12 protein-coding genes are annotated in these 13,235 nt (G+C 65.7%); 7 read left to right on the forward strand and 5 right to left on the reverse strand.

Going from position 1 to position 13,235, the window contains the following annotated elements; translation table 11 throughout:
• Positions 1-10: 10 nt before the first annotated feature.
• The 5 genes from O9Y01_RS20475 to O9Y01_RS20495 all read right to left on the reverse strand — a co-directional run bounded on the left by O9Y01_RS20475 (position 11) and on the right by O9Y01_RS20495 (position 4,536).
• Positions 11-1,624, reverse strand: a complete 1,614-nt coding sequence (locus tag O9Y01_RS20475; RefSeq protein ID WP_269633488.1) for a phage tail sheath family protein — start codon at positions 1,622-1,624, stop codon at positions 11-13.
• Between the two features lie 9 nt (positions 1,625-1,633).
• A complete protein-coding gene (locus tag O9Y01_RS20480; RefSeq protein ID WP_269633489.1) occupies positions 1,634-2,353 on the reverse strand; it encodes a hypothetical protein in 720 nt (239 codons plus the stop codon).
• The gene (locus tag O9Y01_RS20485) at positions 2,350-2,931 is read right to left on the reverse strand and encodes a DUF4255 domain-containing protein (RefSeq protein ID WP_269633490.1); all 582 of its coding nucleotides are present in this window, start codon (positions 2,929-2,931) and stop codon (positions 2,350-2,352) included. The genes O9Y01_RS20480 and O9Y01_RS20485 overlap by 4 nt, the downstream gene beginning before the upstream one ends.
• A 238-nt stretch (positions 2,932-3,169) precedes the next feature.
• The gene (locus O9Y01_RS20490; RefSeq protein WP_269633491.1) at positions 3,170-3,838 is read right to left on the reverse strand and encodes a response regulator; all 669 of its coding nucleotides are present in this window, start codon (positions 3,836-3,838) and stop codon (positions 3,170-3,172) included.
• Positions 3,835-4,536, reverse strand: coding sequence for a histidine kinase (locus O9Y01_RS20495; RefSeq protein ID WP_269633492.1), 702 nt, complete (start codon positions 4,534-4,536; stop codon positions 3,835-3,837). The genes O9Y01_RS20490 and O9Y01_RS20495 overlap by 4 nt, the downstream gene beginning before the upstream one ends.
• 303 nt (positions 4,537-4,839) lie before the next feature.
• On the opposite strand from O9Y01_RS20495, the gene O9Y01_RS20500 reads away from it, so the two are divergent.
• From O9Y01_RS20500 to O9Y01_RS20530, 7 genes are all read left to right on the forward strand, one after another.
• The gene (locus O9Y01_RS20500) at positions 4,840-5,334 is read left to right on the forward strand and encodes an META domain-containing protein (protein WP_269633493.1); all 495 of its coding nucleotides are present in this window, start codon (positions 4,840-4,842) and stop codon (positions 5,332-5,334) included.
• Between the two features lie 103 nt (positions 5,335-5,437).
• Entirely contained in the window at positions 5,438-5,956 is a 519-nt protein-coding gene (locus O9Y01_RS20505; protein ID WP_269633494.1) for a hypothetical protein, read from the forward strand.
• A 78-nt stretch (positions 5,957-6,034) separates the two neighbouring features.
• Positions 6,035-6,583 (forward strand): YbaK/EbsC family protein, encoded by a 549-nt coding sequence (locus tag O9Y01_RS20510; protein WP_269633495.1) that lies wholly within the window; start codon positions 6,035-6,037, stop codon positions 6,581-6,583.
• Positions 6,580-6,819 (forward strand): DUF1289 domain-containing protein, encoded by a 240-nt coding sequence (locus O9Y01_RS20515; protein WP_269633497.1) that lies wholly within the window; start codon positions 6,580-6,582, stop codon positions 6,817-6,819. Before O9Y01_RS20510 ends, O9Y01_RS20515 begins: the two co-directional genes overlap by 4 nt.
• A 33-nt stretch (positions 6,820-6,852) precedes the next feature.
• Positions 6,853-7,500: a 2-hydroxychromene-2-carboxylate isomerase gene (locus O9Y01_RS20520; protein ID WP_269633498.1), complete on the forward strand. Its 648-nt coding sequence runs from the start codon at positions 6,853-6,855 to the stop codon at positions 7,498-7,500.
• A gap of 240 nt (positions 7,501-7,740) precedes the next feature.
• Positions 7,741-9,423, forward strand: a complete 1,683-nt coding sequence (locus tag O9Y01_RS20525; RefSeq protein WP_269633499.1) for an MFS transporter — start codon at positions 7,741-7,743, stop codon at positions 9,421-9,423.
• A gap of 1,535 nt (positions 9,424-10,958) precedes the next feature.
• On the forward strand, positions 10,959-13,235 hold a 2,277-nt coding region (locus O9Y01_RS20530; RefSeq protein ID WP_269633500.1), incomplete at its 3' end, for a calcium-binding protein.

Here is a 13,235-nt window from a genome sequence, read left to right on the forward strand (position 1 = left end):
TGCCGTCCGGTCAGGACTTGGGCATCTGCTGCTGGAAGGTGATCTCGATGAACTCGGCGGGGCGCACCATGGCCACCAGCACGGTGACGCGCAGGATGCCTTCCAGCACGTCGTCGGGCGTCATGGTCTCGCCCAGGCCCACATGGACGCTGAAGGCGTCCTCGGGCACGGCCCCCATCAGACCGCCGCGCTTCCACACGCTCGTGAGGAAGTTGCTGATCATGCTCTTGATGGTCACCCAGGTATTGGCCACATTGGGCTCGAAGACCAGGGCCTTGGCCGCCAGGCGGCAGGACTCCTCCAGCATGATCATGGTGCGGCGCACGTTGATGTAGCGCCAGTCCAGGCTGTTGCCGTCCAGGGTGCGGGCGCCCCAGACCAGCACGCCCTCGCCGATGAAGCTGCGGATGGCGTTGATGGACTTGCCCTGCGCGGTGACGTTGAGGTCCTCCTGCTGCTCGGCCGAGATGCTCACGCAGGGCGAGATCACGCCGGCCAGGCTCACGTTGGCCGGGGCCTTCCAGACGCCGCGGGTGTTGTCCACCATGGTGTAGACACCGGCCATGGCGCTGCTGGGCGGCATGACGTTGAGGTGGCGGCGGGACTCGGTCAGCACGGTGTTGAAGACCGAGCTGTGGCGGCTCAGGGTCTTGTTGAGCAGGGCCTTGCGGGCCAGGATGCCGGCGCTGAGCTCGTCGGGTGTCAGCGGCTTGGCATTGGGGCGCTTGGCGGCTTCGTCGGTGACCAGCTTGGCGAAGTCGCCGTTGATCTCCTCGATGGCATCGTTGAGCGCGCGGGTCTGGGCGCTGACGCCGTCGGGCAGCGGCGTCGGGATGCGCAGCTCGGCGCGGATCAGGGTCTTGAGCAGGTCGATGCTGTCGGCCGAGAGGTTCTCGAAGCTGAGGTCCTTCTCGCCGACCACCGTGGTGTTGAGCCAGGGGTAGTAGGCCGCGGCGAAGTCCAGGAAGTTGATGCCCAGGTTGTCGCGGAACTTGCCCACCGGGTTGTCATCGTTCAGCGCCTTGTAGCCGTTGTAGACGTCCAGGATGGCGATGCGGTTGCGCATGCGGTTGCCGCAATGCTGCAGCATGGCCTGCTGCAGGTCCGTGCACTGCTCCTCCTTGAGCTTCACGGCCTCGGGCACCAGGAGCATGGTGGGCTCCTGCTCCTTCAGCAGCTCGTCGATGCCCAGCTTGAAGCGGTCCGGGTCCAGCTCCTGCTTGTAGGTGCCCACCGAGACGATGTAGCAGGGCCCGCCGCCGTTCTGGTAGAAGTGGCGCAGGGCCTGGTAGAGGCTGTAGCTGCCGCCGTCCGGACCGTCCAGCTGGGTCATGCGGTAGCCCTTCTTGCTGGCAGGATCATCCGCCGCGGTCTGGGCCATGAAATCGGGCTGGTCCGCCGCCTCCTCCAGCTTGAAGACGGGCTTGGGCGGGCCGCCGAAGAACTGGTGGTACTCGGCCATGGAGCTGATGCGCCAGGGCGTCAGGGCCAGGGGCTTGTTGCGGTTGTCCGCGAACTCGGTGTGGCCCACGAAGGCCGGGACCGCGGTCGCGACTTCGACCACGGAGTTGGGAAAGGCGTTCTTCTCGACGATGTAAACGCCTGGCGTCTTCATAACGGCCATAGGGCTCTCCTAGGGGTGAACAAAGATCTCGCTCACTGGCCGCGTGCGACCATGGCGCTTCTCGAGGATCAGGCCGCGCGGGGCGGCCAGGGGCAGACGGGCCTGCAGCACGCGCTCGCGGCGTCCTGCCAGGTCCTTCAACACCAGGTGCTGGGGGCCTTGGGCTCCCAGGGGCCAGCGGCGGCGCGAGCGGAAGACCCAGGCCATGCGGCCATCGGGCAGCTGCTCGTCCTCGTCGCGGCGGAAGGCATCGGGCTGGCCCGCCATCTCCAGGGCGGGCTGTGCGGCGTCCCAGTCGCCCAGCAGCAGGTACTTCCAGGTGCACAGCCGGGCCTTGAGTTCGATGGACAGCTCCTGCGCTGCAGGCCGCTGGCCGGACGGCGCGTCGGCGAACGGCGCGTCCAGCACGGGCACGCTGAGCTCGCGCGGGGCGCGGCGGTCGGTGTAGAGCGCGTAGTCGGGGTCGGCGGCCTCCAGCTGCCAGCGCAGCTGGCGCGGGCTGCCGTCCGCCTGCAGGCGCTCGGACCACAGCAGGGCCAGGCGCTCGGCGGGCACGTGCAGCCACAGCTCGCTGCCGTCGCAGCGCTCGACCAGCTGATGGCGGGCGATGAAGGCCTGCGTGTCAGCGCTGGCCCGCAGGCGCAGGCGTCGCGGGCGGCCATCGGCAAAGTAGGTGTGACGCAGGCGCAGTACCAGGATGGGCTGCCAGCTCAGCAGGCGCGCCGTCATGACAGCCCCCGGATCGCTCGCGGGTCGAGCTGCGCAATGGGCGTCTCGCGACCCTGGATGTGCTGGCCCGCAATGCTCACCATGCGGATGCGGTACAGCACCGAGGGCAGGTAGCGGCCGCTGTGGATGCCCCAGAGGCTGTGCATCTCGGCGCTGCTGAGGTTCTCGATGTTGACCACCAGCTTGTCCAGGCGCGGGTCCAGCGCAGGCGTGTTCTGGTGGTCCAGCACGGGCCGCTCATGGAAGAAGTGGATGGCCCCGGACAGGAACTTCAGCGCCTCCGGATAGTTGCTGCCGCTGAAGTTGGCGGCGCACATCATCAGCAGGTTCAGGAAGACAGGCTCGGCGCCGCGCAGCTGGGCCTGGGCGTTGAGCCCCATGCCGATGGCGCGGTGCGCGTAGGCGTCCTGCTCCACGCCGACGAGGAACAGCACCAGCTTGTTGGCGATCAGCGGCACCAGGGTGCCGTTCTGCTCGAGCAGGTTGGACAGGACGGCCAGGTCCTCGTTCACCTGGAAGCGATGGCGCAGGTGGACGTTGAGCTGGCTGGTGATCTGGGTCAGGGCGGCGTCGATCATGGCGTGTCACGGAGACAGGTCGCAAGACTAGGTGCCAGGTCTTGCGCCGGCCATCGGCAGCACGCGGAATCTGTCTAGGACATTTGCTGAGGGGCTCGGGTGGGTGCCGAGCCGGGGTGCACGCGGGTGTCAGATCGGGCGCCAGCCGGGGCGCAAACGCAGGCACCCCGGTCGCCGTGAAGCGAGCGGGGTGCAATGAAGACGTTGGGGAGAAGAGGGCGGCGCAGGACGGGCCGGCTCAGTGCCCGGCGCCCTGGCGGCTGCGGTGCACGTCCAGGCTGCTGATGCCCTCGCGCAGCGCAAAGCGCGTGAGCTCGGCGATGCCGTGGATCTGCAGCTTGGCAAAGACGTTCTCGCGGTGCGTGGCCACCGTCTTGGCGCTGAGGTGCAACTGGCTGGCGATCTCCTGGGCGCTGTAGCCCTCGGACAGCAGCTGCACCATCTGGCGCTCGCGCGGGGTCAGGCGGTGGCTGTCGCGCGAGGGCGTGGCCTGCGGCTGCAACAGCGCGCCCATCAGCTCGCCGCTGACGAAGACCTGGCCCAGCATCACATTGCGCACGCCGCGCGCCAGCTCCTCGTAGGAGTTGTGCTTGAGCAGGTAGCCGCGGGCGCCGGCGTCCAGCACCTGGCGCACCTGCGGCGCGTCCGCCTGCACCGACAGCGCGATGCAGCGAGGCCCCCAGGCCTCCTTGTGCATGTGCTGGATGGCTTCCAGGCCGTTGAGGCCGGGCATGCAGAGGTCGACCAGGGCCACGTCGGGCTCGAACTCCCGGCAATGGCGCATCAGCTCCATGCCGTCGCGGGCCTGGGCGAGCACGCAGATGTCCGGCTCCCGCTCCAGCAGGGCCACCAGGCCTTCGCGCACGAGCTTGTGGTCGTCGGCGATCACGAGGCGGATGGACGTCATGCGGCACTCCTGCGAGTCGGCCAGAGGATGGCGGCATGGACGCGGTCGTTCTGGCGCTGCCACAGCAGCTGGGCATCGACGGTGGCCAGCTGCTCGCGCACCAGGCTCAGGCCCCGGCCGCCACTGCCCACGGCCTCGAGCTGGTCATGCAGCGCAGCGCCGCGCGAGGCGGTGTTGGTGACGCTGATGCGCAGCTGGCGATGGCCGCCGACCAGGCGCAGCCGCGCCGAGGAGGGCTGGCCGTGCTGGCAGGCGTTGATGAGCAGGCCCTGACTGGCGCTCAGCAGGGTCTGCGCGGTGGCGGGCGGCAGCTGCTCGGTATGGCCCAGGGCACTGAAGCCGAGCTGCTGCTGATGCTGGTCCGCCAGGGCCTGCACGCTGCGGTGCAGGCCGGCGGCCAGGTCGGCGAAGCCGGCGAGGGCGGTCGGCTCGGCCGGGCTGCGCACTTGCTCGATCAGGCGGCGGCAGGCCTGCAGGGCTTCCATCATGCGGGCCTCGGCCTTGTGCAGAGGGTCCGCCTCGGGGAGCTCGCGCCGGGCCTGCGCCAGATGCACCAGGCCCAGGGATAGGAGCTGGCAGAGCTCGTCATGCAGGACGCGCGCCAGCTGCAAGGGAGGAGCCGCCGAGGGCAGGCGCCAGGGCGCCAGGCCGGAGTTGAGGAGTGATCTGCCGGCGTGACCCTTGCGGGGGCTGTTCATGGGAAAGGACCTCATTGCCAAGAAGTTGCGGGAAGGCAGGTCGGCCAGCCTGGTGGGGCGTCCGGGCAACAGGGGCGCCCAGGCATGCCGTTTGCCGCAGCAGATTAGGTGGTCGTTTCAAAGAGGGTCAAGCTGTAAGAACTCGCAAGCTAGGGGGTTTCCGGCATCACTTCGGTAGCGGGCCCCGAGGGCGACCAGACAGCAGCAGCGAGTGCGCCGCAGGCGATCCCGAAGGGCCGCTAACATGGGCCGATGCCGTCCTCTCACACCTCCCGCCGCCGCCCCGCGGCGCTCGCACCGTTCATGAACAAGGTCTGCCTGGCCCTGGTGCCGGGTCTTGCCCTGCTCCTCGTTGCGGGGCCGGGCGAAGCCGCCGAGCGCCTGGAACCCGAGCCCGCGCTGGCGGCCCGGGCGCCCGCATCGGCGGCCTCCGGTGCCCAGCTGGCGCTGCAGCAGGGCCTGCTGGGGGTGCGCTGGCGGGTGAAGGAGCTGCTGGGGGCGCCCCTGGGGCCGGCAGCGGGCGGGGCCCGGGCGCCCCACCTCGAATTCGACGCCACGCACCTGCGCCTGTCCGGCAGTGGCGGCTGCAACCGGCTGATGGGCAGCGTGGCGCTGGATGGGCAGCGCATCCTGTTCAAGCGCGTGATCACCACCATGATGAGCTGCCCCCAGGGCATGGCGCAGGAGCGCTCCCTGATCGAGGCCCTGGGCCAGGTGCAGCGCTGGCATCTGGAGGACCGCACCCTCATGCTCCTGAACTGGCAGCAGCAGGTCCTGGTCAAGCTGGTGCGCGAGTGAGCGTCCGGTGAACGGGCCCCAACTGCAAGGCTTGTAAGCGCTTGTGAAAGCCGGTCCACCGGCGGCGTGCGGCGGGCGTTGGACGGGCAGAATGGAGGCCCATATGCAGATCCTTTTGCAGATTCGATCCACCGCCCGATCCCTCGCCCGGTCCACCGCCGGTCTCTGTGCCGTGGCGCTGCTGGGGCTGGCCTCTCAGGCACAGGCCGCCGATGTCGGCATCTCGCTGAGCGTCGTGCAGCCCGGCGTCTATGGCCGGATCGACATCGGCCCGCAGTACCGGCCGGACGTCGTCTATGCCGAGCCCGTCTGGATCCAGCGTCCGCGTCACGTCTACCGCGCACCGCCCCCCATCTATCTGTATGCGCCGCCCCACCATGTGCGCGAATGGGGCCGCTACTGCGGCGGCTACGGTGCCTGTGGCCGGCCTGTGCTGTTCATCGAGGAGCGCTGGGTGCGCGACTGGCATGACCATCGCGGCTGGGAACACGATCACGGCCGGGGTCACGGTCACGGTCACGGTCACGGGCATGGTCATGGCCACCGCCGGGACCGCGACTGGGACCGCGGCTGGGACCGTGACGACGACCGCTACGCACCCCAGCGCGGCCGCCGCGACTGAGCGCGGAGCGCATGCCCGCGCCCGGGGGCTTGGCCGGGCCCGGCAGCACCCGGATGCCGCAACTGACACAATGGCGGCATGAGCGAGATCCTGTCGACCCAGCACGAGCCCCAAGCCCCGGCCGCAGCGCCCTCTCACGAGGGCTTCGAGCGCGTGCGTGACGCACTGCAGCAGTTGTCCCATGAGCACCCGCCGCGCTGGCTGGAGGTGGCCGCCCGCACCGCGCAGGAAGCGGCGGATGCCCTGGGCGTGAGCCTGGGCCAGATCGCCAAGAGCGTGGTCTTGCGCCGCCGCGCCGACGAATCCGCCGTGCTGGTGATCGCCGCCGGCGACCGCCGGGTGGACGAGAAGAAGCTCCAGCTCCACACCGGTCCGCTGGGCCGTGCCGATGCCGACTTCGTGAAGGCGCGCACCGGCTTTTCCATCGGTGGCGTCTCGCCCCTGGGGTTCGCTCCGGCGGCCGGCCTGCCGATGCCGCTGCTCTTCATCGACGCCTCCCTGTTCCGCTTCGATCGCATCTGGGCCGCGGCCGGGCATCCCAACGGCGTCTTCCCCATGACGCCCCAGCAGCTGCAGCAGCTCACCGGCGCCGCCGTGGTCGAGGTGGTGCACGAGGTGGTGCAATGAGCGCACTGCCCCTGACCCCACCGCCCGCGCCCCGCGTGGCCTCGCCCTGCACCAATGTCTGCCGCATCCACCAGCCGACCGGCTGGTGCGAGGGCTGCGCCCGCAGCATTCCCGAGATCACCGTCTGGTCCAAGGCGGATGACGCGACGCGCCTGGAGATCCTCGCCCGCCTGCCGGAGCGCCGCCAGCAGCTGGTGGAGCAGGGCATCTTCACCGCGGCGGAGCCCAGTGTCTGAAGCCCCGGCCGGGGCGTGAACCAGGAGTCCGGCATGCGCCATCTGCGCTTCTATTTCGACCCCATCTCGCCCTATGCGGCCCTGGCCTTCGCCAGGCTGCCCGAGGTCCTGGACGGGCTGGATGTGGTGGTGGACTACGTGCCCGTGCTCTTCGCCGGCTTCCTCAAGGCCCATGGCCACAAGGGGCCGGCCGAGATCCCGGGCAAGCGCAGCTGGACCTACCGCCAGGTGCTCTGGGAGGCCCATCGCCTGGGGCAGCCCCTGCAGCTGCCGGTGCACCATCCCTTCAATCCTCTGGCCCTGCTGCGCCTGTGCTGGGCCGCCGCGCCGGCGGGCCGGACGCCCTCGCGCTGGGTCGTGGAGCAGGTCTTCCGCCATGTCTGGGAGGGCGGCGGCGATCCGCTGGATCCCCAGCGCCTGCAGGCCCTGCAGACGCTGCTCGCGCCGCCCCTGGATCCCTCGTCCGACGAGGTCAAGTCGCGCCTGCGCCTGGCGACCGACGACGCCGTGGCCGCCGGCCTCTTTGGCGTGCCCACCGTGCTGGTGGAGGGCGAGCTGTTCTGGGGCCTGGACGGCCTGCCCCTTCTTTCGGCCTGGCTGCGCGGCGACCCCTGGTTCCAGCAGGGCGGCTGGGAGCAGGCCGCCCGCCTGCCCGTGGGGCAGGCCCGGCCCGGCAGCTGAGAGCGTCATCCCCGGGCGGAGCGGGGGCAGGCAAGACCTGACCCCCATGCGGCCCGCCCCTCGGGGCTTTCCCCAGCGGACCCCGTCAATTTCTCCATGTGAAATTTCGCCTCCGGGTTGCAACGGGTTTCGTCAGCCAACGTTCAGGCTCGCGTCAGATCGAGGTCAGAGGAGGGGATCACAGTCGCCCCAAGGCTCACCGGGGTGGTGGACCTCAGACAAAGATCCAGGAGACTAAACATGGCGACTGCTTCCGCAGTGTCGACCAGTACGCCGATGACGGCTGAAGAGAAGAAGGTCATCTTCGCCTCTTCACTCGGCACGGTGTTCGAGTGGTACGACTTCTACCTCTACGGTTCGCTGGCAGCCATCATTGCCAAGCAGTTCTTCTCCGGCCTGGACCCGTCCGCGGCCTTCATCGCCTCGCTGCTCGCCTTTGCCGCCGGCTTCATCGTGCGCCCCTTCGGCGCCCTGGTGTTCGGGCGACTGGGCGACATGATCGGCCGCAAGTACACCTTCCTGGTCACCATCCTGATCATGGGCCTGTCGACCTTCATCGTCGGCGTGCTGCCCAGCTATGCCTCCATCGGCGCGGCCGCTCCGGTCATCCTGATCGGCCTGCGCATGCTGCAGGGCCTGGCCCTGGGCGGTGAGTACGGTGGTGCCGCCACCTATGTGGCCGAGCACGCCCCGCAAGGCCGCCGCGGTGCCTACACCTCCTGGATCCAGACCACGGCGACCCTGGGCCTGTTCCTGTCGCTGATGGTGATCCTGGGCACCCGTACCGCCATCGGCGAGACCGCCTTCGCCGAGTGGGGCTGGCGCGTGCCGTTCATCGTCTCCATCCTGCTGCTGGCCATCAGTGTCTGGATCCGTCTGTCGATGAACGAATCGCCGGCCTTCCAGAAGATGAAGGCCGAGGGCAAGACCTCCAAGGCCCCGCTGTCCGAGTCCTTCGGCCAGTGGAAGAACCTGAAGATCGTGATGCTGGCGCTGTTCGGCCTCGTGGCCGGCCAGGGCGTGGTGTGGTACTCGGGCCAGTTCTACGCGCTGTTCTTCCTGACCAGCGTGCTGAAGGTGGACTCGGCCACGGCCAACATCCTGGTGGCGGTGTCCCTGATCATCGGCACGCCCTTCTTCGTGATCTTCGGCACCTTGTCCGACAAGATCGGCCGCAAGCCCATCATCATGGCGGGCCTGCTGCTGGCCATCGTGACCTACTTCCCGCTGTTCAAGGCCCTGACCGACGCCGCCAACCCGGATCTCGCCAAGGCCCAGGCCTCGGCCAAGATCACGCTGACCGTGGACCCGGCCACCTGCTCCTTCCAGGGCAGCCCGGTGGCACGTGAGGTGGACTTCACCAGCTCCTGCGACATCGCCAAGCGCGCGCTGGCCCAGTCCGCCGCCAGCTACGAGACCCTTCCCGGTCCGGCCGGCACCGTGGCCCAGGTCAAGGTGGGCGAGACGGTGGTCAACTCCCTGAACGCCACCAAGGCCACCGAGCACAAGTTCGACGAGGCCAGCACCAAGGGCATCGCCGCCTTCAAGAAGGAGCTGGGCGATGCGCTGAAGGCCGCTGGCTATCCGCCCAAGGCCGACCCGGCCAAGGTCAACAAGCCGCTGGTCGTGGCCATCCTGACCGTGCTGGTGATCTACGTGACCATGGTCTACGGCCCGATCGCCGCCATGCTGGTGGAAATGTTCCCGACCCGCATCCGCTACACCTCGATGAGCCTGCCCTACCACATCGGCAACGGCTGGTTCGGCGGCCTGCTGCCCTCCATCACCTTCGCGATGGTGGCGCAGAACGGCAACATCTATCACGGCCTCTGGTACCCCATCGGCGTGGCCGCGATGAGCTTCGTGATCGGCATGCTCTTCGTCCGTGAGACCAAGGACGTTGACATCTACGCCCGCGATTGATGACTGTCAACCGGTCGAGGGGCTGCACCCTCGACAGTGACACCCGGCCGCCGCAGCCTGCGTCAATGCACTGACACACTGCGGTGCGCCTGAGTACAACGCCTTGCAACGAGAGTTGTGAGGCGTTGCCGCTTCTCGGCCATGAGCGAAGCAAGGGCCTGAGCGAGCAGGACGCAAGGCGGACAAGCTGGTCCCGCATGGCGCAGTCGAACGGGACCGCAGCGCCTGCATGCGCAAGCTCTGCCGCATGCGGGGGAGTCCCAGCATTGATTCGAAAGGCCTTCTAGCGCGTGCATGCCCGCGCCACCCCCGAGCGATGCGGGTGCGCCGCCGGGTGGGGGCGCCTTCCATGCCGTGCAGGGAGCCTGCGCAGCGGGCCCGGCAGCCGAGGTGACCGTCCCGTGACAGCCGGATGCCTTCAGACGCGCTCGCGATCATCCGCCGGCGCCCCTCAACGCTTCACGCAAGAATGCCTTGGATGGCTTCGATGCACTTGCTGGCCGCGTCTGCCAGACTGTTTGGACGCGGGCTGGTCGGACGTCTTTTCCTTATGGAGCCGATAGACGTGAGCGGCTCGGATCCGCCGGCCTTGCGTCCTTGCATCAGCGCTCAGTCCGCGACCTCCCCAGCTGCCGTGGATACTGAGTCGCACCCATGGCAGCCAACGACCCATGACATACGACAGGCGCTCGCAGCCGCTCTCTGGCGCAGCCAGTTCCAATCTTCACTGCATCATTGCACGTGTTTTTGTGCCATATTTACAGCTTGTGCTCGTAAAGATCGTTAAATGAGCTCATGTTCATAGATCTGTCATTGATGCTGGAAGTTCATTGTTAGAACAACTAGATCGTCAATAATTCACGAGTATCTGCAGCTGTCGACTGGAGTCTGTCGGCGATCGCTTCCCTCACGTGCGTGCATGTACGACGATGTCTGCCGCGAAAAACATGGGCAAAGCTGGGAGAAGGAGGGAGCGCGGCATGAAAATCGGTGCAGATAGCGAATCGCACTGGGACAGCCTGGACTAAGTGCTGGCCTGGCTTGCAGCGTCCCTGGGGCCTGCGGACAGAGACCGATCGGTCGCTGTGGACTGAACCAGGTGTCCGGCGACAGTCCACATGCTTGGCGCACAGTCAGCGCCAGCGCTGCGCCAGCTGATGCTGCCTCTGTCGGATGCGCTGGCTCTCAGTGAGTCGCCCCGGTGCGGAAGAATCTGTGCGCCAGGCGGAGATTCGATTTGTGCTTGTGTGTCTTGACGGACACATGCCTGCATTTGACCGTGTGGCTCAGTCACTGAGGCCAGCTTGAACGGTCGACGACGTTCTCTATCGCGCGCTTGACCCGCAGAAGCCTGTCGGACGACGCCAAGCTGTTGGCTGCCTGCAGCGCCGCGTGACCGCATTGTCCTCGCTCGACCCAGGCCATACTGGGTACGGCCAGCCTTTGAGGCTTTGCATTACAGAATTTACTCCGCAGCACTGCGGCGACCTCGCACTGTCGATATACGTGCTATTCAATAAGCAACTGAGGGAATCATGGGAGAAAGAGACTTCTTTGGCACGCTGGAGCAGGCATGGAAGGCTGCCAAGACCTATAAGAAAATTGCAGAGCCTATCAAGAAGGGGAAGGACATCAAGGATGTTTGGGATGCCTCCGATGAACTTCAAAAGGCGTGCAAAAAATGGGCCGAGGATCCGTCTGCTCAGAATAGAAAGGGCGTCGACGATGCCTACAAGAAGCAGTACAAAGAGCTGGTGGAAGGTCTTCCACTACCTTATCCAGCCATCCCTAAGAAAATTCGTGACGATACGGTTGAAAATCTTTCAAAGGACCGGTTCACGGACGAAATGAGGAAGGCGCTCGATGATCTTGAGTGGCGAAAGGGAAGGGACGATACCTACCTTGATGACAAGCAGCGGAAGGAGTGCAGTAAGTACCCCCAGGAGAAATTCAAGCGAGCGAAATGGTGGCGTCGGTTGCAGGATCCACTGGCCCTGGACCTTGATGGCGACGGCATTGAAACTGTTGGAGCCGATGCGGGAATTCTGTTTGATCATGACGCTGACGGGACCCGCGTTGCAACGGGCTGGGTCAAGGGCGATGACGGCCTGCTTGCCATCGATCTCGACGGAAACGGAAGAATAGACTCCGGCCGCGAGCTCTTCGGCGACCACAGTCTGTTGGCCGATGGCTCAGTGGCGACGAGCGGTTTTGCGGCCCTGGCGCAATACGACTCCAACCATGACGGGAAGGTTGATGCGTCTGATGCGAGGTGGGGAGACCTACGGGTTTGGCGGGACATCGATGCCAGCGGTACGAGCCGGGCTGATGAACTGTTCACCCTAGCCGAGCTGGGAGTTGCCGCTCTTGACATTTCGTGTCATGACTACTCGATAACATTTGGAAATGGCAACAGCGCGTCGGCGGCAGGAAGTTTCCTTACCTCGCAGGGGAATAGTCAACTGCTGGTGCAGCTTAATTTGGATGAGGATCGATCAAATGTTCGTTATCCGGTTGGTGATTTGGATATTCCGGATGATATTTCGTCCTTGCCGCGACTGGCCAGCATGGGTTTTGTTCGGGATCTTCACTCGGCAGCAGTTGAATCTGGTGCTTTGAAAGTCGCGTTGCAGACCCTCGCGAATTCGGGGAGCCCTTCCGAACTGAGTGTGAATCTTGATCGCCTGCTCGACTCATGGGCTGCTACTGCTTCGCATGTCCCCAGTCACACAGTTGTGTCCTACGAATTTGAAGGAATTCAGAAACTTGATGCCAGTGCCGCTGTAACTGATCAATATGCGTCGCTGACAAGGAAAATATGGATCCTGGAGGTATTCACCGGCGAGTCTTTCGCGAGGCCGGGAGCGAGCGGTCTTACACCCGTGAGTGGCGTGCAGATAGGTCTAATTAATTCAGCCTTTGATGACCTAAAGAACTCATTTTATGACCATCTTGTGCTGAATACCATACTGGTTCCCTACATTTCCAGGATTCAGTACTCCGAGATCGATGGTGATGCATTCATGCATTTCAACCTTGTGGAGGAGTATTTCAATGCACGTTACGCCCAGGATCCTGGTGCTGCGGTCGTTGAATTGATGGATCTTTGCCGGTTGCAGCAAAAGCAGTTTGCCGCGGTTGGCTGGAATGCCTTTGGGTTCGCAGCGCAAGCCTTGAAGGGAAAGCATGTCAGCGACTCAGCGGCAGCACAGCTGAACGCAAGAGGGGTGTTCTTGGGCAATGATGGGCCTGATTCAATCTCGCTTGCTGGGCAGCAGTCATCGATCACATTCGACGGTGATGACACGATCAACTCGGACAGCGCTGCGCAGACTATCTATTCCGGCGCGGGCAACGACACCATCCAAGACGCGGGAGGTGACGATCTCATCGATGCAGGCGATGGGGACGACGTCATTTATGACATGGGTGGCCGCAACGAGCTGCGTGGCGGAGCCGGTAATGACATGGTCAAGTTCTTTGGCGCTTCGTCCAACGTGGTGTACGGCGAGGCTGGCAACGACACGCTGACCGTGGACAACGAGGGCTATGGCAACTACGACGGCCACGCCAACCGCCTGGAAGGGGGGACGGGTAACGACACGATCCGCACGGGAGCCACGGCAGACACCGTGGTCTTCAACCGAGGCGACGGCCAGGACAGTTGGCGGGACAACGGGGTGGTGGGTTACTCGGGTGGCGTGCGTTACGACCCGGGCATGGACACGCTGCAGTTCGGGGCGGGCATTGCAAAGAGTGATCTGTCGCTGAGCCGCCAAGGCAGCCATCTGGTGGTCGATGTGCGCGACCCG

This window comes from Pelomonas sp. BJYL3 (genome assembly GCF_027257975.1).
Taxonomy (GTDB): Bacteria; Pseudomonadota; Gammaproteobacteria; order Burkholderiales; family Burkholderiaceae_C; genus Roseateles_B; species Roseateles_B flavus.

Bases quoted from the DNA above. Each gene is read 5' to 3' on its own strand.
- O9Y01_RS20485 (WP_269633490.1), bottom strand. From the start codon at position 2,931: ATGATCGACGCCGCCCTGACCCAGATCACCAGCCAGCTCAACGTCCAC.
- O9Y01_RS20515 (WP_269633497.1), top strand. From the start codon at position 6,580: ATGAGCGCACTGCCCCTGACCCCACCGCCCGCGCCCCGCGTGGCCTCG.
- O9Y01_RS20490 (WP_269633491.1), bottom strand. From the start codon at position 3,838: ATGACGTCCATCCGCCTCGTGATCGCCGACGACCACAAGCTCGTGCGC.
- O9Y01_RS20480 (WP_269633489.1), bottom strand. From the start codon at position 2,353: ATGACGGCGCGCCTGCTGAGCTGGCAGCCCATCCTGGTACTGCGCCTG.
- O9Y01_RS20505 (WP_269633494.1), top strand. From the start codon at position 5,438: ATGCAGATCCTTTTGCAGATTCGATCCACCGCCCGATCCCTCGCCCGG.
- O9Y01_RS20510 (WP_269633495.1), top strand. From the start codon at position 6,035: ATGAGCGAGATCCTGTCGACCCAGCACGAGCCCCAAGCCCCGGCCGCA.
- O9Y01_RS20525 (WP_269633499.1), top strand. From the start codon at position 7,741: ATGGCGACTGCTTCCGCAGTGTCGACCAGTACGCCGATGACGGCTGAA.
- O9Y01_RS20495 (WP_269633492.1), bottom strand. From the start codon at position 4,536: ATGAACAGCCCCCGCAAGGGTCACGCCGGCAGATCACTCCTCAACTCC.
- O9Y01_RS20475 (WP_269633488.1), bottom strand. From the start codon at position 1,624: ATGGCCGTTATGAAGACGCCAGGCGTTTACATCGTCGAGAAGAACGCC.
- O9Y01_RS20500 (WP_269633493.1), top strand. From the start codon at position 4,840: ATGAACAAGGTCTGCCTGGCCCTGGTGCCGGGTCTTGCCCTGCTCCTC.
- O9Y01_RS20520 (WP_269633498.1), top strand. From the start codon at position 6,853: ATGCGCCATCTGCGCTTCTATTTCGACCCCATCTCGCCCTATGCGGCC.